This window comes from Vreelandella zhaodongensis, from assembly GCF_013415115.1.
GTDB classification, from domain to species: Bacteria; Pseudomonadota; Gammaproteobacteria; order Pseudomonadales; family Halomonadaceae; genus Vreelandella; species Vreelandella zhaodongensis.
In genome coordinates, this window is the sequence record NZ_JACCDD010000002.1 from 100,314 (window position 1) to 120,935 (window position 20,622).

Here is a 20,622-nt window from a genome sequence, read left to right on the forward strand (position 1 = left end):
GACATTTGCCCACGCTGGCTTCGTCAGGTCGGTCGAGACGTTTAGCGTCTTAAGCACGCTCAATGCGGCAGATGGTGCACTTGGTTTCTTGCATCAAGGTCACCGGGTCATAACCGTAAGTGGTTGCCGTGTTGGCCGCTTCGCCAATAACATACGGGTCGGCTCCATCGGGGTAACGATCCCGTAGACTCTCGCCTTGGAACATGCCGCCAAAGTGGAATGGCATAAAGGCCACCTTGCGATCTACGCGAGGTGTGACCAGCGCTTTCACCTTTACGCGACCGCCTTCAGCACCTTCTACCCATACGTCGTCACCGTCGCGTACGCCAATATCATTAGCATCGGCGGGGTTTATCTCGACAAACATTTCTTGCTGCAGCTCAGCCAGCCACGACATGGAACGCGTCTCTTCACCGCCCCCTTCGTACTCAACCAAGCGACCAGAGGTAAGAATAATCGGGTAGTCCGCACTGTTATCACGATCCTGGATGGTCTTGTACAGCGTGGGCAAGCGCATAATCGAGTCAAAATCGTCCCAGGTGGGGAAACGTTCGACCAAGTCACGGCGCGTGGTGTAAAGCGGCTCGCGGTGTTTCGGCACTTGGTCAGGGAATGTCCATACCACCGCGCGGGCTTTGGCGTTGCCGTAAGGTGCACAACCATGCTCAATCGCCACACGTTGAATCCCACCGGAGAAGTCGGTTTTCCAGTTTTTACCCTCAGCAGCCAACTTCTCCGCATCGGTCAGATCGTCCCACCAGCCAAGGTCTTTGAGCATCTGGTCGGTAAATTCAGGATAGCCGTCGTCGAGATCACCATCCACTGGCGCGGAGCCTTCCGCCAGCAAATTCACACCGTCACGTTCAATACCAAAACGAGCACGGAAGCCCATGCCACCCTCCTTGACCGGCACGCTAGTGTCGTAGAGATTGGGCGAGCCTGGGTGCTTAAACTCCGGCGTGCCCCAGCAAGGCCATGGCAGACCATAGTAGTCGCCGTCGGCAGGGCCACCTTGAGCACGCAGGTTCTCAAAGCTAAAGGTATGCCAGTTCTGCTGGTGCTCTTTAAGCCGTTCAGGGCTTTGGCCGGTGTAGCCAACGGTCCACATACCACGGTTGATTTCGCGCAGAATATCTTCGATCAGCGGCTCGTTGCCGTTCATCTCATAGTTTTTGACGAATTCGTTACCAAAACCGAGCTTGTCGGCAAACAGGTACATGATTTCGTGGTCAGGCTTTGACTCAAACAGCGGCTCGATGACCTTATCGCGCCACTGCAGGGAGCGGTTAGTGGCAGTCACACTGCCAGTTGTTTCGAACTGAGTGGCCGCTGGCAGCAGGTAGACACCATCGCTACGGTCATGCATGACCGCTGCGACCGTGGGGTACGGGTCAACAATGACCATCATCTCCAGCTTCTGCATGGCCTTTTGCATTTCAACACCGCGGGTTTGCGAATTGACCGCGTGCCCCCAATAGAACATCGCTTTCAGCGCGGTGCGCTGGGAAATGTTTTCGTCCTCTTCCAGCACGCCGTCTACCCAGCGGGATACCGTAATACCGCTGGAGTACATCGGTTTACCATCGGCGTACTCGGTGTCATCAAAGCGCCCTTTCAGCCACTCGTAGTCAACATCCCACACCTGGCACCAATGCTGCCACGCGCCTTCGGCAACACCGTAGTAACCCGGTAGCGAATCGGAAACCAACCCTAGGTCAGTTGCCCCCTGGACGTTATCGTGGCCACGCAGAATGTTGGCACCACCACCTGCTTTACCGATATTGCCCAGTGCCAACTCCAAAATACAGTAGGCGCGTGTGTTGTTGTTTCCCGTGGTGTGCTGGGTTCCTCCCATGCACCACACCACACAGCCTGGGCGATTGTCGGCAAGGCGCTTGGCCACATCGAACATATCTGCTTCTGCGACTCCGGTAATATCTTCCACTACTCGCGGCGTGAACTTGGCGACTTCCGCTCGCACCTCGTCCATGCCGTAAACACGCTGGCTAATGTATTCGCTATCTTCCCAGCCATTTTCAAAGATGTGCCACAGCAGCCCCCAAATATAGGCAACGTCCGAGCCAGGACGAATACGTACGAACTTATTGGATTTTGCCGCCGTGCGGGTAAAGCGTGGATCCGCAACAATGATCTCGCAGTTATTGCGCTCTTTAGCAATCAGAATATGCTGCATCGCCACTGGGTGGGCTTCACTCGGGTTAGAGCCAATAAACAGAATCGCCTTGCTGTTATGCATATCATTGAGCGAGTTGGTCATCGCTCCATAGCCCCAGGTATTCGCCACACCCGCGACGGTGGTGGAGTGGCAAATACGTGCCTGGTGATCTGTGTTATTGGTGCCCCACATGGAGGCCAGTTTGCGCATTAAGTACGCTTGCTCGTTATTAAACTTGGCCGAGCCCAGCCAGTAAACACTGTCTGGACCGTACTCATCACGGAGCTCAAGTAGCTTATCGCCAATCTCATTAATGGCGTCATCCCAGCTCAACCGTTGCCACTCACCAGCAACCAACTTCATCGGATATTTGAGACGACGGGTAGAGTGGCCGTGCTGGCGAAGTGAGGCTCCTTTCGCACAGTGCGCCCCGCGGTTAATGGGGTGATCAAAGGCGGGCTCTTGTTTTGTCCAAATGCCTTCCTGAACTTCTGCATACACACCACAACCCACCGAGCAGTGGGAACAAATAGTGCGTTTGGTCTCTACAGGGGAGTCCAACACGGGGGTTTTATTCGCCGATTCAGCACGCTGCATCATCGGCGCGCCCATAAAGCCTGCGGCTGCAACACCACCGGTAGCCACACCGCTACGTTTTAAAAACTGACGACGAGAAATTCCAAGCCCAGGGGCTGTGGGCGTATGGGTTTTGCGAGTTAGACGCATGGCAGTTCTCCTGGCGCTTTGCCGTCAGTCACGCAGCGACGCATAGTAAGCGCGAATATGGTCGGTTTCATGATAATTCGTTGTTGGCTTTTTTGATTCAACCGACGTGTTGTTATCAGCCTGAGCCAACGTAACGTGGCCTACCGCCGCCGCGGCACCAGCAGCAGCGGTACCTAAACCAACGGTTTTAATAAACCGACGTCGCTCGGGGTTGTGTGACGTTTGCATGGAGTTCTCCTCCCTCTGTCGTGCGCTTTTTTATGCCGAGCCCTTCGAGCCCTGTTATTCGCTTACCGCTGCGCGCGCTCACTCATCATACGCACCGGTTGATAGGCCGCTCGTTCACTCAACGTTGCCTGTTCGCTTTCCATAAACGCGCTGCCCAACCGGCCAAGCGCTGTATAAAAAGCGGTATTTACCTTGGAGAGATCGTCAAAACAGCGTTTCGCCCAGGGAGAAATATGCTGTTGATAGAAGTAGTGCTGCTCACTGCTTTGCGCCGTAATCAGCATGGCCATCACTTCACATACCGCGGCTAAATGGTCTTCAGGTTCGCGGGTATGCTCGCTACGTTCAAACCCCAGTGCACGCAGGTCTTGGCGCAGTGCCACTAAGGCAGCTTCCATGAGCTCGCCGTTGCGGTACCATGACGCGTAAGGCACCACCTCGCCCTGAATAACACCAACAAGAAGGCGAAAATGCGCACGCTGGAGGCTCTCTGAATTGCTTTGGCCAGCGGCGCTTGAGAGTGCTGCCCAACACTCAGCCAGTCGGCTACCATCTTGTTCACTATCTAAATTGGCGAGCCACGTGAGTAGCTCACTGTCCGGCGCTTGGCGCAGCAGACTGGCTAAGAGCTGATAAATATCGGCTCGAAGTGCGTCGGTATCGCTTAGTGTGGGCATTGCATCATTCATTGCTTTACACCTTCAGTTGCGCATCAGGGTCACGAATCATGGTTTTCCACACATCCTTGACACGACAGTCTTCGCACATTTCCAGCCGCGCTAGCGCATCACCCGCAAAATAGGGGTGGTCAGCAAGCTTCTTTTTGATCGCTGCCACGGTACTGACCGTGGCAAACGGCTTACCACAACTAATGCACTCAAAGGCCGCCTCTTCGTGGCAGATATGCCGCGTGTCACGAGCTGGCGCAGCCAAAAAACCAGGCAACAGCGTAATCGCGTTTTCTGGGCACGCCTGTTCACATAACCCGCACTGCACACAGTCAGCTTCCAAAAAACTTAGCGTTGGCGTATCGCCCCCTGCTTTCAGCGCAGGTGTCGGGCAGTTACTAACGCAGGCATAGCACAGGGTGCAGGCTTGGCTGTCGACCTGAAGACCACCATAAGCGGCTCCTTCGGGCATGGCATGGCGATGATTGCTAGGCTCACCAAGTGTCGTGAGCGCTGCTAACACTTGATTCAAGCGGGCACGTTTGTCGGATTCGGCAAAGGTCAGCGCTGCGTCGGTCAACGGCGTGAGGCTGGGAAGTGCATCGCGTGCTTCAGTCTGGTGCGGCTGCAGTAGCTTAATTCGTGTGGCGTCATGCCCCAGCGCTTCGAGTATCCCGTGGGCTTGGGCGGCTTGATGGGCGATGAACGCGGTTAAACGGGGCGGCATATCATCATGCAACTGAATACGCACTTCAGCAGCTCCGCTTGCTAATGCGGTAAGCCACTGGTCGTGGCCGGCTGCTCCTAACTCTTCGAGTGGAACGTCAAGCAGATGACCTGGCGTGACAGCTCCTGATTTGCGCTCAGCATCAAGGGAATCATGGGTGATAAAACGCATCACAGGCGCTTGGCCACCCGCCTCACGGTAGGCGGCCAGCCATGTTGCTAAGGTGTCTTGCTGACGACGGGTTTCTGGCAAACGAAATTCAATTGCGCCGGTTGGGCAAGCGCTAGTGCAACTGCCCACCCCTTGGCAAAGGAATGGATCAATCTCAATACGTGATTCAATGCGCCCCTGAACGCTGGAAATAGCATCAGCGGGGCAAACATCCAAACAGCGCGTACAACCAACATTGCCACTCGCGGAATGCGCACAGATATCGCTATTAACCTGAAAATAGCGTGGTTTATCGAACTCACCGACGAGTTCAACAACGCTGTCCAAGGCGTCTTTACGCTGTGCTTCCTCAGCCAATTCGTTCAGGCGTACATACCCTGGCGGAGGGATCTCCCATGACTGAATATCGTTTAGCGCGCCTGCTGCCGTTAAGTCGAGCACAACGTCAAACACATCACGCTCAATCAGTGCTTGAGCTAGATTGAGCGCGTCGTCATCCTCGGGCGCTACTTCAACGTGAAAGGCACCTAGATAGCCCGTGATGCGCAGTTGAGATTGCTGGATATCCGCCAGCGTTTGACAGATGAGAGGCTCGCTGGCCGCTGGCAAATCGAGTGAGGTATCGGTTGTCAATAGCGTCAACGATGCCAAGCCACGACCCTGTAACGCTCGGGCAGCTTGGCTAACCTCGTGTGCACTACCCATCAGCAGCACGTGGCCACGACTGTGATAAGTCACGTTAGCTGGCGTTAAATTAACCGGCCACGAGATACGCTGACGCACCGCTTCACGAGCGGTAGCATTGATCTGGTCATCTAACGATGCCAGTTGGATTCGTTGATTCATGCATTCTCACGGTCAGAAAGTCGTTTTTGTTATAATTAAACGTCGCACCGACATACCTTATCGGTGTGTTTTAATGCTTTCTCTACCTTGAGCGTATGGTGATCACACTATTTTTGCCACTTCAAAGAGGTCTAATATCTCAACGCTCCACCACCAAAAACGATAATCTATTGTTTACACTAACTTAATTTTCTTTTAGTACATTCGTCTACGTCGCTACAAAACGAATCAGACTGGTCGTCTAGCTGCGACTTGCGCTCACTACTTGCGGTATTTTCGTGCTCATCTGACGCAGGCACCTTCTCCACAGTAGCGTCCGCTTCATTCTCTGAGACTGGCTTTTCTAGCGCCTCTTCCGCTTTATTTGCCCAGCGGCGGAGCTTACCTGCCAGCTCACTGGCCATGGGCTTAAGCTGCTGGCGGTAGTCAGCATCGTAGTCATCTAAGCCATCGCGAACGTTGTAGTTACCGGTTGCCCACAGTCGTTTTAGAGCCCGCCGACGAAGTGCCGCGCTGACACCCGAGGCCATAAACACACTAAAATCACTGCCTGCAGGTAAGTCATCGGGGTCGGGCAACGTGTGATCTAAACTGCCTGGTGGCGGCGTGTCTTCGACAGTGGCCTCCTGGCTACCCAATGATTCATCACCGCCTGAAACAGCATTCAGCGCTTCGATTTCTTCGTTTTCGGCGGCAACGTTATCGGGTGGTACTGCTGCCTCATCACTTTCGATACCACGCTTTTTAAGCGACCAGCGCTCGAATCGGCTCACTGTGGCTGCTCCTTGGTCGGCGTGTCTTTGGCACGACCGACTCCCTTGTGTTTCTTTTTACGCTTTTCTGGTGGCGCTTCACCATGACGCGCCAAGTAACTTTCTAGCCATATATAAATCGCCATGGGCATAGGCGCTTCTAACACCTGCTGTTCGCCATCCATCCAGCCCGCCGCCACATCCTGGCTTGCCGTGATAGCGTCAGGCTTGGGTGTTTGGCCGGTAAAGCCGGCACGCACAAATAGTCTAGGCGTTGCTGATGAGAGGTTGAAGCGATAGGCAGCGCGCTCAGTCATGGAAAGCTGAAGGTTAAGCACGCTGTCTCCCTGCTCGCCAGGAACGAGTTCAGCGATACGCCACTGCGTTAAGGTAAAGCCTTTCACCTGCTTTGGCTCTGCCACCAAGGTAATGCTTAACGAGCGTAAATTATCACTCATACGGATAGACCACCTTAGACCTTGAATGGGTAGACAAGTAAGCCTTTTGAGCGCCATCATCGTCAACTCAGAGTGTTTCGCTCAACTATTATTCATTTTACGGTTCTTTATTAGGTGCCAACGAGGATTGCGGATGCCTGCTCTTCAGTTAAGCCAAGCCCGCTTACCGGCCACCACCACGATCGACGTGATGAATGCTTATGGCGAAACCTGTCAACAGGCCGTCGCTGCAGAGCGCGCGCTAACGGTTTATCTGAATAAGCGCGAGATCGTCACGTTGATGACCTTAGGTGACGACCCCGAAGCCCTGGTGGTTGGCTATTTACGTAATCAAGGGCTGTTGCGCTGCGCCGAAGATCTACTGGCTGTGCAGGTAGACTGGGATGTTGAAGCCGCGGTCATCGTCACCCGCCATTTACCTGACGATTTAGAAAATCGCCTGAGTACACGCACCGTGACCACAGGCTGTGGTCAGGGGACGGTGTTTGGCAAGTTGCTAGAGCAAACATCGCTCTCTGCGTTGCCTGAAACGCCGCTTGCCCAGTCGACGCTTTATGAGCTGCTAACCAATTTGAGCACCTATAACGACACCTACCGTAGCGCGGGTGCGGTTCATGGCTGCGCGTTGTGCCATCAGAGCCGCGTGCTCGACTTTGTAGAAGACGTTGGGCGACACAATGCGGTGGACACGTTAGCAGGCCGCCAATGGCTCAATCAGGCAGAGAGCAGCAATGCGGATATTTTTTACACCACTGGCCGCTTAACGTCTGAGATGGTGTTGAAAGTAGCGCAAATGGGCATCAGTGTGCTGGTTTCTCGTTCAGGCGTTACTCAAAAAGGTGTAGAACTTGCTGAGCGCTTCGGCGTCATGCTGATTGCTCGGGCGAAAGGCAAACATTTCCAGGCCGTTAATACGGCTAATCGCTTAACGCTAGATGCCATTCCAGCCAAACCGCCTAGCGCGCGTACGTCTAAGGAGGCAGGCTTATGATCACACCTCAAGCTCTCACCGGTATGATTCTCGCTGGCGGTGAAGGGCGCCGTATGGGCGGGCGTGATAAAGGCCTTGAACCTTTCGCAGGGCTGCCACTGGTTGCCCATGTCGCTAAGCGTTTTGATGGCCAAGTGGCCGAGCTGTTGATTAATGCCAATCGCAATCTAGACGCCTACGCAATGTTTGCGTCACGCGTGATTGAAGATACCGAAGGCGGCTTTAAAGGGCCGCTGATGGGGATTTACAGTGGGCTACGCGCGGCCAACACACCCTGGCTGCTGGTCACCCCTTGCGATACGCCGGCTCTACCCAATGACCTAGTGGCTCGTATGATAGCGGGGGTCAAAGCGGGGAGCGGTGAACACGATATCGCGGTTGCATTTGACGGCGAGCGTTTGCACCCCGTCGTCGCACTGCTACGCACTTCGCTGGCCGAGGATCTAGCGACCACGCTGGCTGAGGGGGAGCGCAAAATTGACCGCTGGTACGCCCGCCACGCGTGGTGCAAGGTGGATATGTCGGACTGCCCGGAAGCGTTTGCCAACCTAAATACCGAGGAAGAAAAATCCCGTTTGGAGTTAGCGATAAGCACGGTTGCTCACTCTCAGGGCGCTGCCTCGAAGGAAACGCCATGAGCCTATCGTGCTTTGAACTGGGTGAGCAGATGCTGAGCGTGGACGCCGCACGGGATGCGCTGATGACACTAGCAAAACAGCCTGTTGCGGTGGAGCATGTAGCGCTTAGCCAAGCCTATGGCAGACGACTCGCCACCGACATCATCGCGCCAGTCAACGTGCCACAAAATACCAATGCGGCCATGGATGGTGTGGCCCTGGCGTGGCCGTACGCGCAGCCCACTCAAACCATGTGGCCAATTGCAGGCGACGCGTTTGCAGGGCAAGCGTTTGAAGGTCTGGTGCCTCCAGGCCACTGCGTGCGCATTACCACGGGTGCCCCATTACCCCAGGGTACTGACACGATCATCATGCGTGAGCAGCTTGTCGAATGCACCGACAGCGTCACTATCGACACACCCGACCGAGTGAGTCATGGTCAGCACGTGCGTCAGGCAGGGGAAGATATCGCAATCGGTGAGGTAGCACTGGCAGCAGGCACACGGCTAGATGCTGCTGGTCTAGGGCTTATCGCGTCGCTGGGCTATGCGGAAGTAAGCGTTTTCAAGCGGCCCAACGTGGCTATTTTTTCCACGGGAGATGAGGTCACGCCGCCTGGCAAAACACTGCCCCATGCAGGCATTTACGACACTAACCGCTTCACGTTAATCGGCTTGCTCAGCGAACAAGGGGCGGAAGCTATTGATCTAGGCATTCTGCCTGATGACCCCACGGCCATCCAGAATGCCCTGGCTAACGCCGCTAAGCAGTGCGATCTAGTCATCACCAGCGGAGGCGTTTCTGTTGGTCACGCCGATTACACGCGAGACGCATTGGAGCAGCTAGGAAAACTGGCTTTTTGGCGCGTGGCGCTGCGCCCTGGCCGCCCCATGGCCTGTGGCTGGCTTGGCGAATCGCGTACCCCATTTGTGGGCTTACCCGGCAATCCCGTGGCGGTCATGGTAACCTTTAGCCAATTCGTGGTGCCATTACTGCAACGTTTACAAGGGCAAACGCCCTCTCCACCCAGGCGTTTAACAGCCATCGCCCAAACGCCGTTAAAAAGCCGTTTGAATCGCACTGATTTTATACGCGGTATTTATACAAGCGACGCCCACGGTGCCCTGCACGTACGAAGTACCGGTGCTCAAGGCTCGGGGATGTTGACCTCGATGGTGGCAGCCAACTGCTTGATTGAACTAGGCGATGATCAAGCGGGTGCACAACCAGGCGAGGCGGTCTGCATTCAACCGCTAACGAGGTGGCAATGACCGAACAGCTGAATGTCGAGCAACTTAATACCAAACAACTGATCGACGACTTTGGCCGTCGAGTACGCTATGTCCGCATCTCCGTGACGGATCGCTGCGACTTCCGCTGCGTCTACTGCATGAGCGAAGAGATGACTTTCCTACCGCGGGCCCAGGTGCTCACGCTGGAAGAGCTGGCGATGGTGGCACAAGCGTTCACTGAGTTAGGCGTTGAGAAAATCCGTTTAACCGGCGGCGAACCCCTGGTACGCCGGGGCATTGAACAATTGGTAGACGATATCGGCGGGCTGCCAGGACTTGACGACTTCACCATGACCACCAACGGTGCGAGCCTGCGCAAACACGCTAAACGACTCTATCAAGGTGGCCTGCGTAGACTTAATATCAGCTTGGACTCTCTTGATCCCGACCGCTTTAAGCAGCTGACCCGCACCGGTGATTTAGCCAAAGTGATTGACGGTATTCACGCCGCACAGGAAGCTGGTTTTAAACGCATCAAACTCAACGCGGTAATCATGAAAGGCCGCAATGAAGATGAAGTGCTGGACCTCGTCACGTTCGCTCGGCAAGAAGGGCTGGATATTAGCTTTATCGAAGAAATGCCGTTGGGCGATGTGTCCGATCACTCGCGAGCCGAGACGTTTTACTCCAGTGACGACGTTCAGGCATTAATCGAGACCTGCTATCCTCTCACGCCCACCACGGAAACGACACCAGGGCCTTCGCGCTATTTCAAGATGGCAGATAGCAACAGCCGTGTTGGATTTATTTCGCCCCATAGCCACAATTTCTGCGATAGCTGTAACCGTGTTCGGGTAACCGTAGAAGGCCGTTTACTACTCTGCTTGGGCAATGAACATTCAGTAGACTTGCGCGCGGTGCTACGCAGGTATCCCGGTGATATGACGGCGTTAAAAACAGCCATTATTAATGCATTACCACTTAAACCAGAACGCCATCACTTCACCACCGATGGCGATGTCCAGGTAGTCCGCTTTATGAATATGACAGGGGGTTAACCATTGGCAGCAGCCACTCGCGTGCCGGTGCATATCGTTACTGGCTTTTTAGGCAGCGGCAAGACCACGCTTATCCACAGCCTGGTTGAGCAAAAGCCTGTGGATGAAAAGTGGGCCATTTTAGTCAATGAGTTTGGCCAGATAGGCATTGACCAAGCGATGTTCGACCAGCACGACGATGTCGTTGTAAAAGGCCTACCCGGCGGCTGTCTATGTTGCCAATTGGCCTTTGTGCTTCAGGCGGCGCTGGTCAATTTACTTGCCCGCAACAAACCAGACCGCGTCATTATTGAGCCTTCCGGGCTTGGGCACCCCGCAGGCCTATTGGATCTGTTACGCGGTGAGGCCTTCCAGGACGTTGTCGCGGTACAGGATATTATTGCCACGCTAGACCCACGCCGCCTGGACGAGGCTCGGGTACGCCAACACGACACCTTTCAGGATCAACTGGCTATGGCCGATGCCATTGCGATCACCATGGGCGATCAGGCAAGTGCCGAACAACATGAACGTGCACAGCAGTACATCGCTGAGCTTTGGCCGCCACGCAAATGGGTTCACCGCACTGAGCACAGCACGCTGCCGCTCTCGCTACTGCTGCACAGCGGGCAGCCAAGCGCCAGCCACGCATCCATCCAAACAGCCATCCCGGATGCTCACAGCCATTTAGCGATAGCTCCCAGCCTGGAAGGCAGCTTTTTTGACGCGCCTCCCCAGCTCAACCAACCGCAGCAGAAAACCGCCAGCAGCCTTGGATACACCAGCACGGGCTTGCGCTGGCATCCAGCGGAACGTTTTGATCTTGACCATTTAGCGGCATATTTGACCAAGCTGCCTGCTACTGCGCGAGTCAAGGGTATTTTTCACACCACACATGGCTGGAAACGACTCAACCGCGCCAATGGCGCGCTTAGCGTCGAGAGCAGCGCCTGGCGGCAAGACTCGCGGCTTGAAGTCATTACCCCTGAGAATGATGCCGATAGCCACACTCAGTTGCTGGCAGCACTACGCACCCCAAGTGCATTAACGAGTCACTAGCGCTTGGTAAGTGGGGCTTGTAGATAGGGCATATAGACAGACAGGGCTTTGCTATGAGCACTGAGCCAAAAGAGCGGCTTCGATCTCCCCTACCGGCATAGGACGACCAAACAAATACCCCTGGAAGGCGTGGCAGCCATGCGCTAAAAGCCACGCCTTCTGGTTCTCCGTCTCTACCCCTTCCGCAATTACATCTAGGTGTAAGCTTTTCGCCAGGGCGATGGTACTTTCCACAATCGCGGCGTTGGCACTGCTGTCTAATACTTGTTGAACAAACGACTGGTCGATTTTCAGTTGATCCAGAGGCAGCTGGGCAAGGTACGCCAGCGATGAATAGCCGGTTCCAAAGTCATCCAGGGAAAAACGCACGCCTTGGGCTTTCAAGCTGAGAATTTTATCACGCGCAGCATCGCGCGCTTCAACAAACAGCGTCTCGGTCACTTCTAGCTTTAGGCGCTCAAGCGGTGCTTTCGTTCGCACAAAGATCTGCTGCAGTCGGCCCAGGAAATCACTATCGCGGAACTGCAACGGACTAATATTCACAGAGATCGTTAGCTCGCGCAGTTGAGGCTTTGTGGCCCAAAGAGCCAATTGGCGGCAAGCAGCGTCTATCACCCACTCACCCACTTCATTAATCAGCCCAGTACTCTCTAGTAACGGAATAAACTCCCCAGGTGAGACCATCCCACGCTCTGGGTGCTGCCAGCGCAGCAGCGCTTCAACGCCAGTAAAGTGACCAACGCAATCAACCTGTGGTTGGTAATAGAGTTGCCATTGATGATTTTCCAATGCCTGACGCAAATCAGCTTCCAGCTTAACCCGCACAAGCAACGCAGCCTGCATTGCAGGATCAAAGAAGCATATCGTGCTACGCCCCCCCGCTTTCGCTTGTAGCAAAGCCATATCGACCTGCTGAAGATAGTCTTCAGCGCTACGCAGGCCATCGGACATTATGGTAATGCCTACACTGGCCGTGACCATTACCTGCTCATCAGCACAACTGACTGGTTTGTCTAGCGCGGTCAGAAGCTTCTGGGCAATTTTCTCTGCCAAGCTTCGTGACTGCCGAGGACTCCCATCAATCCCCTCGACCAACACGGCAAATTCATCGCTACCCAATCGTGCCAAGGTATCGGTATCCCGCAGCATTTTCCCAAACCGCTGGGCGATTCCCTGCAGCAACTGATCGCCAGCGAGATGTCCCAGTGTATCGTTAATATGGTTGAAACGATCAATATCAATCACTAGCAGCGCACCGCAGCGCTGATGGCGGTTCAACTCTTTTAACGCCGCTTCCATGCGATCCATAAATAGGCGCCGATTTGCAAAGCCAGTCAGAGGATCGTAAAACGCTAGCTGATGAATCTCCTGCTCAGCAGCTTTTCGCTCACTGATATCACTCATGGTCGCCACATAGTGGGTGAGCACATCGCTTGCATCGTAAACGGCGCTGATCGTCAACCACTCAGGAAATAGCTCGCCGTTTTTGCGCTGGTTCCAGATTTCTCCTTCCCAGCTTCCCGTCGCCATGACACGCTTCCACAAGCGGCGATAAAACGCCGCATTGTGATGACCAGAGCTAAACATCCGCGGGTTTTTACCGATCACCTCAGCATCGCTGTAGCCAGTAATACGCTTAAACGTATCGTTAACTTTTAATATATTTCCCCGCGCATCCGCCACCAGGATACCTAGATGCGCCTGAAAAGCGGCAGCGGCAATCTGCAGTTCTACTTCTGCGCGCTTCGCTTCGGTAATATCACGATTCACCGATAACACCCCCTCAAACTGTCCCTCACTACTTATTAGTGGGCTAACAGTGGCATGAAAGTGGCGCAGCTGCGCGTTAAGGGTCAGTGGATACTCAAACCTTACTACTTGATGAAACTGCTGTACTCGCTCAAACACGGCGGTAAAGGCGTTGGCTAAGGGAGCAGGCAAGACTTGTGAATAGTGCTTTCCCAACACATCCTGGCTATCCGTTAGTAATTGTTCTGGAGCAATCGCATGGATATAGCTAAAGCGCCCCTCCACATCAAATACAAAAATCAAATCCTGTATCGAGTGCACTAACGCATCCATGCGTGCCTCGCGCGCTTGGGCATCTGCACGCGCTTGCTCGCGCTCTTTTATCCGCTCGTGTAATTGGTAAGCCAATGCAAGACGATTCAGGTAGTGGCGAACACCCCAAGCGCCTAATAAGGCAATCAAGCCAACGACCAACAACAACACCAGCAAGCGCTGACGCCATCCCGTCATCAGCGTGTGAAGGTCAATACCCACTACAACAAATACGGGATATTCGTTAATCCGTTGCATGTGGAATAAGCGATTACGCCCATCAAGTGGCGAGAGCGTGGTTAACGTCCGAGAAAGGCTGCCAGTGTCTAACCATTGCTGCGTATCAGGTGCATCAATTTGACTACCAATCGTTATTTCCTGATACGGCGTTGAGTGCCGTGCAATCACTTTTAAATTTTCATCTATCAGCGCAATGCTCTCGCCCTCGTATCCCCGCATTTGCTGCAACGCCTCGGCCAGGACATGCGGCATGATGCGAGACATCACCACGCCAATAAAATCGCCGTTATCATTTTCTAAACGTTGACCATGATAGAGATAGAAACGCTCGCTAGTTGCCGACCCAAGAAGCGGCGTCATCATCTCAGCCCGCTCACCTTGTTCAAGGGTACGGAAAAAAACCGTATCACGGAGATTAACCTCAACATGGTGATTACCGTCGCTACTCACCCACACTTGGCCCTGGGAATCCAGAATGCTCACTTTGTCGATTAGCGAGACATACTCAGTAAGGTTTTCTACCACTCGCTGAATGATACTTGTGCGCTCAGAGTCCGGCTGACTCGACTCCAAATGGGTCGTTTGGTGTATTTTCAGCAATTCTGAGAGGCTAAACAGACCTTGGCCACTTTGCTCAAATACGCCTTTCACCCACTCAGAAACCACGCTGGCGCCCGCCATTGCCCGCGATTCAGCCGCGTTGACTTCCTGTTTGTATTGCCCCCTGAGCAACCAGCCAAACACCACTATCATCAGGCATAGCGATAACATATAAACCGTAATAGCACGACGCTTCTGCCGACGATAATCAGGCATTGCCAGCACATTTTCAGATACCCGATCACTGCGAGGTAGCAGCATTATACGTAGGCCTTATTCAAGTTTTTCGCAGCACACCTGATAGAGTGTAAAAATAACGTAGGGCGAACACACCACCGTGATCCTCGGAGGCACTCTTGAAATAGTGGCGTGGCTTCTTTTTGATGTATATCAATTTTTAGCAAAATGACTCATCAAAAAGCGTTATCTTACTTAATAAGAGGCTGTTATGGCATCGTTAGGCCAAATGAGCGACTACGAAATACGCTTAGTGCGTATTTTTAAAACGGTGGTAGAGTGCGGCGGGTTTACCGCAGCAGAAACCACTTTAGGCATAAGCCGCTCAGCCATCAGCCAGCACATGAATGACTTAGAAAACAGGCTAGGCTTTTCACTTTGCCAGCGTGGCCGAGGCGGGTTTAGTTTAACCGAAGAAGGCAAAGTCATTTACCAAGCGGGCTTAACGCTACTGACCGCACTGGAAGCCTTCAAAAGCGATGTTAACGCGTTACATCATACCATTAAGGGCGAACTGAATATCGGCATCACCGATAACTTGGTCACTTTGCCTGCCATGGATGTTACCCATGCGCTCGCCAAGCTGACAGCCCCAAACCATGAAGTCACCGTTAATATTCACATGGAGCCTTCGGATGCCGTTATTCGAAGCGTGATGGATGGCCATTTGCATGTCGGCGTGGTGCCCGCCGTCAACTTACCCACCAGCTTAGAAACACACCTCTTATATGATGAACCTTCCTTTCTTTACTGCTCCGTCGACCATCCACTGTTTACTGAAACCGACGAAGCGCTAACGGCTGAACAGATCGCCACATACCCAGCAATAACTCCTCGCTACCCACTGCCTAGGGATGCTCTAAAAGCGCATGATGCGCTAAATTTACAAGCCTCTGCTTCTGATCGGGAAGGCGCTGCTTTTCTGATCCTTACCGGACGTTTTATTGGCTTTCTCCCTGCACATGTCGCCGCCCAGTGGGTTAACGCAGGTAAGATGCGGGCAATCCATCCAACGACCCTGTACTACCAAATCCCATTTGATCTGATCACTCGTCGTGACCGGCGCCCCAACCGGGTCGTGGATGCATTTCTGGGGTTTGTGAAAGGCACAGCGTAAGTGACGCAGCTTACCCTCATTAAAATCGACAAAGCTCGGCACTTAGCCGAGCTTTCCGTTGACTGACACACGTCTAAACGCCAACAACAGTCACGAATAAGCGCGGGGTAGCGCTAACTGTTAATCCATGAGCGGTTGATTATAGCGAATGGTCATTTGCATCATTGAACCCAGGCAAACGACGCTTGATCGCCTGGGCCGCCTTAGGGACCGCCACTAGGCGGATAACATAGGCAATCACCAGGCCGCCGATAATCGAAAACAGCATGCCCATCCCAACACGAAACATCAGTGCGGTGAAAAACGCGGCGAGCACCGCGGTCAGGATTTCTTCTACATGGCCTTGAATCCATTCCCGCCAACTAGGTTGCATAAGTGTCTCCTGTCATTGCGCTAACATTAATCCTGCTGCGGCTAACTCATTGAGCGCCGCACTTATTCAACGACCAGTATGCATGACGTGGCCTGTTCGAAACACCATTGCCGCAGCGCTTAGTGAATCTGAATACGGTAGAGAACACAGTACACGGCAGGCAGGACAATTAGGGTGAGCAGTGTCGCCACCCCCAGGCCACCGATCAATGCGACCGCCATACTGGCGAAAAACGCATCGCTAATCAGTGGTATCAGCCCCAACATAGTAGTTAGCGCCGCCATGGCAACCGGCCGAACGCGGCTGACTGCTGCTTGCACCACCGCGTGATAGCGGTCTTTATGTAACGGTAGCTGCACATTGATTTCCTCTACCAGGACAATGGCATTCTTGATCACCATCCCAATCAAACTCAGCGTGCCAAGCAGCGCCATAAACGAGAATGGCATACCGGTTATTAACAACGCTGCCACAACCCCAATGATGGTCAGCGGCACCAGGAACCAAACTGCCAAGGCTTGACGAAAGTTATTAAACAGCACCACCGTAATGATAAACATAACGGCCAACCCCAACGGCAACGAGGCAAAAAGCGCCCGTTGTGCATCGCCCGACGTCTCAAACTCGCCACCCCACTCCAGTCGATACCCAGGGGGTAACTCCAGTGCTTCAACCTGTGGTCGCACCTTGTCCAATACACTGGCCGCTGTTACGCCACTTAAAGGGTGCGGCTCACCATATACAGCCAGCATCCTTTCGCGGTTACGGCGCATAATCAGCGGGTCGGCTACCTGGGTCGTCACATCACGCATTACTTGATCAGCGGTGATATAGCGCCCCTGTTCAGCACTCCACACGTTCAACGATCCTATGTTATCGATATCGTTGCGCTGCGCTGGTATCGCCCGGGCTACAATGGGGATCAGATCGCTGCCATCGCGATAAACGCCCACCTGACTACCGCTAGTACTCAGCGCCAGCGTTGCCGCCAGGCTTTCTCGGGTAACGCCCAACCGCCGTGCTGCATCTTCAGCAAAGATTGGCACGATGGACTGCACTCGATTACGCCAGTTAGTGCGCACACTGGTTAGGTTGGGAGTATCATTAAACAGCGCCGCAACTTGATCACCTAACTCGCGTAATACCGCTGGGTCGCTGCCGTACAACCGCGCCTCAAGTTTGGCTTTGGGGGCAGGGCCAACCTCCAGCGGGGCTATTTTGTAGTCGATGTCACTATGGTCACGCGCTAGCATTGCTTCGACATCCGCCATGCGCGCTTGCTGCGTGGCCTTATCGTCGGTTTCGATGATCAGTTGTGCATAGCTTGCAAAACGATCTTCCGGCGCGTAGGTGAGGGTAAAACGCTGGGCACCGCCCCCCACAATGGTGGTCAGCTGCTGGATGCCTTCCATCCCCATGACACTTTCTTCCAGCGCCGTCACCCGACGCTCGGTTTCGAGAATATCAGTACCCTCAGGAGTACGATAATCAACAAAGAAAATGGGGGTGTTCGAGGCTGGGAAAAAAGCGTTCTTCACATAGCCAAAGCCAAACACAGCCCCCGCCAGCATGACGACAACAGTACCAAGCGTTATCCACTTCCACCGTATACCCTCGACAATTACTCGGCTGAACAGGCGATATACTCTCCCTTGGTACGGGTCTTCGTCACCGCTGCTAGGTGCCACATTACGAAATAGCAACTTGAAGTAAAAGGGCGTGAGTGTGAGCGCAGCAAACCAGCTCAACAGCAGTGAATAAAGCAGCACGTAAAAAAGCGAGCCAATAAATTCACCCGTCATATCCTGCGATAAACCAATCGGTGCGAAGGCAGCCACCGCAATTAACGTTGCTGCCAACAGCGGCCAAGCATTTTGCCGAACCACTTGTTGCGCTGACTCACGAATACTCTGGCCACGTTTTAGGCCAACCAGCATGCCTTCTGTCACCACAATGGCATTATCCACCAACATGCCTAGCGCAATAATCAGGGCACCTAGCGAAATTTTCTCTAGCTGCAGGCCGTGAATGCGCATAAACATGAACGTGCCAACAATGGTGACCAGCAGAATAAAGCCCATCAGCAAGCCACTGCGCCAGCCCATAAACAGCATGAGCACCACAATGACAATAGCAACCGCCTGAATCAGGCTGACCAGAAACCCCGATACCGACTCATCCACCACCTTGGGCTGGTCGTAAACAACGTTAAGCTCCATACCCAGCGGCGAACGCGACTCCAGCGCAGCCAAGCGCTGCTCTAGACGCGCCCCGACATCAACAACGTTCACGCCACTTTCAAACGAAATCCCAAGGGAAATAGCATGCCGCCCATTATCGCGATACAGCTGCTGGGGACGCTCTTCCAAGCCACGGGAAATTTCGGCGATATCGCTCAACCTCACCAACTCACCGCTGCCTTCACTGACGATTAACGCGCGCAAATCCTCGATATCCGCAGCACTGCCGGAGGGCGTAATCCGAAACCGCTGGCCACCTTGCTTTAAGTGCCCAGAGTCCACCACGGCATTTTGGGTATCCAGCAGCTGTTGTAATGAAGTGAGCGGGATATTCAGCGCCCGCAGCCGTTCACGGTCCACTTCAATAAAAATGCGTTCGCCTCTTACCCCAGCCAACGATACTTTTTCAACACCGTCGACCAGCGCAAGTTCGCGTTTAAGAAATTCGGCATGATCTTTTAGGTCAGGCATTTCGTAGCCATCACCGGTGAGATTGATCATCAGGCCGAAGACATCACCAAAGTCATCGTTAACCCGCGACTCATGAGCACCTGGCGGCAAGGCTGGCTGAGCATCACCGACTTTACGGCGTAAAAAATCCCACAGCTGCTCAAGCTCATCGTTTTGAACTGTGCTTTTTAGCTCAACGGTAATCTGTGATAGACCATCAGAGCTCACCGAACTAATACGCTTAATCGACGGCATTTCCTGAATGGCTTCTTCCAGTGTCGAGGTGATCTCTTGCTCTACCTCTTCTGGTGTCGCTCCTGGATACTGGGTCGTGACCAGCGCATTACGAATGGTAAACTCAGGAAACTCAAGCTGCCCCATGCCAGTGAAGGCTAGTGACCCACCGACCAGCAGCACCACCGTTAGCAGATAGCTCGCCGCGCGGTGGCGTAAGAAGTAATCAACCATCTTAGAGCCCCTGTTCCTTTTCCCACGGTGTTACCCGCATATCGGCGTTGAGACGCGGTGCACCAGCAGCCACAATACGATCGCCTGCGTCCAGCAGGCCACTCACTTCTAGCCCATCCGAGGTCAAGCGCCCTACCTCGACCGGCACCGCTTCAACGCGGTCGGGCGCTTGGAAACGCCACACCACCGCTTGCTCAGGGTTTTCGCCAAGATAGCTAATGGCGTTGGGGGGCAAATGCCAAACGGGGTTCTCTGACGCTGGCAGCAGTTGGCCCAAATCGAGCCGCACTGTCGCACTCATTCCATCCAGCAGGGTAATATCGTCCGGCTGCGCAAGTCGCAGGGTCACTTCGTAAGCGAGGCTTTGAGCCGTGGTTTGAGTGGTATAAGAGGCCAACCGTGCCAGGTAAGGTTTTTCGCTATTCCCAAAGCGCACTTCGAAGGCCATCGCCGTTTCAAAGGGAGTGGTCTCGTCCTGTCGAGGTATCTGCTGCACAATCTGCTCTGGCAGATGAAACACGACATCTAACTCTCCTGGCTGCTGAATCACCGCCACCGTTTCTTGCACTTGCACAATCTGCCGGTTATCGACCGGCACTCGAGCAATCACGCCGTCATAAGGTGCGCGTAGCCGAGTGTTCTCTAGCTGCTCTTCAGCCTGCTCAAAGGTCGCCTGGGCCGCGCGCAACTCAGCATCCGACTCATCAAACTGCGCCTGACTGATCGCGCCACGCTCCAAGGTATAGCGCATTCGCTCCCGCGTTGCGCGCGCCAATTCCAGCCTCGAACGTACACTATCTAGCTCGCTGCGCGCGTTGCGGTCATCAATACGCGCAATTAATGCTCCTTTCTCCACCCGCTGGCCGGGACTCACATTGAGCTCTAATAATTCGCCTGCCGTGCGAAACGATAGATTGCTGCGTGTGGTAGCTTCAACACGTGCTGGGAATTGGCGCTGTAGCGTTGCGCCAGCAGCCTCTAACGTCATCAGCTTCACTGGCCGAGGCGAGGTTTCACTCTTGCTCTCAGCATGAACAGCACCCGCCACTAGCAGCAGAACCAGCAACGCTGGCAACAATCGAATCACAGTCTTATGCACAGCAGACTCCTCGGCGGTGTTTAAAAAACGTGTCAGTGAAAACTTTCAC

General features: G+C 53.9%; 16 protein-coding genes. 6 read left to right on the top strand and 10 right to left on the bottom strand.

Features of this window, described 5'->3' with window-relative positions:
- Positions 1 to 49 precede the first annotated feature (49 nt).
- The 6 genes from HZS79_RS03950 to HZS79_RS03975 all read right to left on the bottom strand — a co-directional run bounded on the left by HZS79_RS03950 (position 50) and on the right by HZS79_RS03975 (position 6,752).
- Positions 50 to 2,902, bottom strand: a complete 2,853-nt coding sequence (locus HZS79_RS03950; protein WP_179927102.1) for a molybdopterin-dependent oxidoreductase — start codon at positions 2,900 to 2,902, stop codon at positions 50 to 52.
- 24 nt (positions 2,903 to 2,926) lie between these two features.
- A complete protein-coding gene (locus HZS79_RS03955; protein WP_162217139.1) occupies positions 2,927 to 3,130 on the bottom strand; it encodes a twin-arginine translocation signal domain-containing protein in 204 nt (67 codons plus the stop codon).
- A gap of 62 nt (positions 3,131 to 3,192) precedes the next feature.
- Positions 3,193 to 3,819: a TorD/DmsD family molecular chaperone gene (locus HZS79_RS03960; RefSeq protein ID WP_179927103.1), complete on the bottom strand. Its 627-nt coding sequence runs from the start codon at positions 3,817 to 3,819 to the stop codon at positions 3,193 to 3,195.
- 4 nt (positions 3,820 to 3,823) lie between these two features.
- Entirely contained in the window at positions 3,824 to 5,542 is a 1,719-nt protein-coding gene (locus HZS79_RS03965) for a 4Fe-4S binding protein (RefSeq protein WP_179927104.1), read from the bottom strand.
- A 179-nt stretch (positions 5,543 to 5,721) separates the two neighbouring features.
- The gene (locus HZS79_RS03970) at positions 5,722 to 6,315 is read right to left on the bottom strand and encodes a DUF3306 domain-containing protein (protein ID WP_179927105.1); all 594 of its coding nucleotides are present in this window, start codon (positions 6,313 to 6,315) and stop codon (positions 5,722 to 5,724) included.
- Positions 6,312 to 6,752, bottom strand: a complete 441-nt coding sequence (locus HZS79_RS03975; RefSeq protein ID WP_179927106.1) for a DUF3305 domain-containing protein — start codon at positions 6,750 to 6,752, stop codon at positions 6,312 to 6,314. Before HZS79_RS03975 ends, HZS79_RS03970 begins: the two co-directional genes overlap by 4 nt.
- A 133-nt stretch (positions 6,753 to 6,885) precedes the next feature.
- On the opposite strand from HZS79_RS03975, the gene HZS79_RS03980 reads away from it, so the two are divergent.
- Genes HZS79_RS03980 through HZS79_RS04000 form a run of 5 tightly spaced genes read left to right on the top strand, consistent with a single transcriptional unit; the run spans position 6,886 to position 11,688 of the window.
- Positions 6,886 to 7,743, top strand: a complete 858-nt coding sequence (locus tag HZS79_RS03980) for a formate dehydrogenase accessory sulfurtransferase FdhD (RefSeq protein ID WP_179927107.1) — start codon at positions 6,886 to 6,888, stop codon at positions 7,741 to 7,743.
- Positions 7,740 to 8,381: a molybdenum cofactor guanylyltransferase MobA gene (gene mobA / locus HZS79_RS03985; RefSeq protein WP_162217133.1), complete on the top strand. Its 642-nt coding sequence runs from the start codon at positions 7,740 to 7,742 to the stop codon at positions 8,379 to 8,381. The genes HZS79_RS03980 and mobA overlap by 4 nt, the downstream gene beginning before the upstream one ends.
- The gene (moeA, locus tag HZS79_RS03990; protein WP_179927108.1) at positions 8,378 to 9,631 is read left to right on the top strand and encodes a molybdopterin molybdotransferase MoeA; all 1,254 of its coding nucleotides are present in this window, start codon (positions 8,378 to 8,380) and stop codon (positions 9,629 to 9,631) included. Before mobA ends, moeA begins: the two co-directional genes overlap by 4 nt.
- On the top strand, positions 9,628 to 10,650 hold the full coding sequence (moaA, locus tag HZS79_RS03995) for a GTP 3',8-cyclase MoaA (protein WP_179927109.1): 1,023 nt from the start codon (positions 9,628 to 9,630) through the stop codon (positions 10,648 to 10,650). Before moeA ends, moaA begins: the two co-directional genes overlap by 4 nt.
- 3 nt (positions 10,651 to 10,653) lie before the next feature.
- Positions 10,654 to 11,688, top strand: coding sequence for a CobW family GTP-binding protein (locus tag HZS79_RS04000; protein ID WP_179927110.1), 1,035 nt, complete (start codon positions 10,654 to 10,656; stop codon positions 11,686 to 11,688).
- 51 nt (positions 11,689 to 11,739) lie between these two features.
- Here HZS79_RS04000 and HZS79_RS04005 read toward each other — a convergent pair whose 3' ends face one another.
- On the bottom strand, positions 11,740 to 14,850 hold the full coding sequence (locus tag HZS79_RS04005; RefSeq protein ID WP_179927111.1) for a bifunctional diguanylate cyclase/phosphodiesterase: 3,111 nt from the start codon (positions 14,848 to 14,850) through the stop codon (positions 11,740 to 11,742).
- Positions 14,851 to 15,037: 187 nt separating this feature from the next.
- Here HZS79_RS04005 and HZS79_RS04010 point away from each other — a divergent pair, with 187 nt between their 5' ends.
- Entirely contained in the window at positions 15,038 to 15,943 is a 906-nt protein-coding gene (locus tag HZS79_RS04010; RefSeq protein ID WP_179927112.1) for a LysR family transcriptional regulator, read from the top strand.
- Between the two features lie 139 nt (positions 15,944 to 16,082).
- Here the strand turns inward: HZS79_RS04010 and HZS79_RS04015 are convergent, their stop codons facing one another.
- From HZS79_RS04015 to HZS79_RS04025, 3 genes are all read right to left on the bottom strand, one after another.
- Positions 16,083 to 16,316 (bottom strand): hypothetical protein, encoded by a 234-nt coding sequence (locus HZS79_RS04015; RefSeq protein WP_162217127.1) that lies wholly within the window; start codon positions 16,314 to 16,316, stop codon positions 16,083 to 16,085.
- A 119-nt stretch (positions 16,317 to 16,435) separates the two neighbouring features.
- A complete protein-coding gene (locus HZS79_RS04020; RefSeq protein ID WP_179927113.1) occupies positions 16,436 to 19,474 on the bottom strand; it encodes an efflux RND transporter permease subunit in 3,039 nt (1,012 codons plus the stop codon).
- Between the two features lies 1 nt (position 19,475).
- Positions 19,476 to 20,573, bottom strand: coding sequence for an efflux RND transporter periplasmic adaptor subunit (locus HZS79_RS04025; protein ID WP_162217125.1), 1,098 nt, complete (start codon positions 20,571 to 20,573; stop codon positions 19,476 to 19,478).
- Positions 20,574 to 20,622 lie beyond the last annotated feature (49 nt).

Excerpts from the sequence above, each read along its gene's own strand:
- HZS79_RS03950 (WP_179927102.1), bottom strand. The coding sequence starts at position 2,902 with ATGCGTCTAACTCGCAAAACCCATACGCCCACAGCCCCTGGGCTTGGA.
- HZS79_RS03960 (WP_179927103.1), bottom strand. The coding sequence starts at position 3,819 with ATGAATGATGCAATGCCCACACTAAGCGATACCGACGCACTTCGAGCC.
- moeA (WP_179927108.1), top strand. The coding sequence starts at position 8,378 with ATGAGCCTATCGTGCTTTGAACTGGGTGAGCAGATGCTGAGCGTGGAC.
- HZS79_RS04010 (WP_179927112.1), top strand. The coding sequence starts at position 15,038 with ATGGCATCGTTAGGCCAAATGAGCGACTACGAAATACGCTTAGTGCGT.
- HZS79_RS03955 (WP_162217139.1), bottom strand. The coding sequence starts at position 3,130 with ATGCAAACGTCACACAACCCCGAGCGACGTCGGTTTATTAAAACCGTT.
- HZS79_RS04015 (WP_162217127.1), bottom strand. The coding sequence starts at position 16,316 with ATGCAACCTAGTTGGCGGGAATGGATTCAAGGCCATGTAGAAGAAATC.
- HZS79_RS03975 (WP_179927106.1), bottom strand. The coding sequence starts at position 6,752 with ATGAGTGATAATTTACGCTCGTTAAGCATTACCTTGGTGGCAGAGCCA.
- HZS79_RS04005 (WP_179927111.1), bottom strand. The coding sequence starts at position 14,850 with ATGCTGCTACCTCGCAGTGATCGGGTATCTGAAAATGTGCTGGCAATG.
- HZS79_RS03965 (WP_179927104.1), bottom strand. The coding sequence starts at position 5,542 with ATGAATCAACGAATCCAACTGGCATCGTTAGATGACCAGATCAATGCT.
- HZS79_RS03980 (WP_179927107.1), top strand. The coding sequence starts at position 6,886 with ATGCCTGCTCTTCAGTTAAGCCAAGCCCGCTTACCGGCCACCACCACG.
- mobA (WP_162217133.1), top strand. The coding sequence starts at position 7,740 with ATGATCACACCTCAAGCTCTCACCGGTATGATTCTCGCTGGCGGTGAA.
- HZS79_RS04020 (WP_179927113.1), bottom strand. The coding sequence starts at position 19,474 with ATGGTTGATTACTTCTTACGCCACCGCGCGGCGAGCTATCTGCTAACG.
- moaA (WP_179927109.1), top strand. The coding sequence starts at position 9,628 with ATGACCGAACAGCTGAATGTCGAGCAACTTAATACCAAACAACTGATC.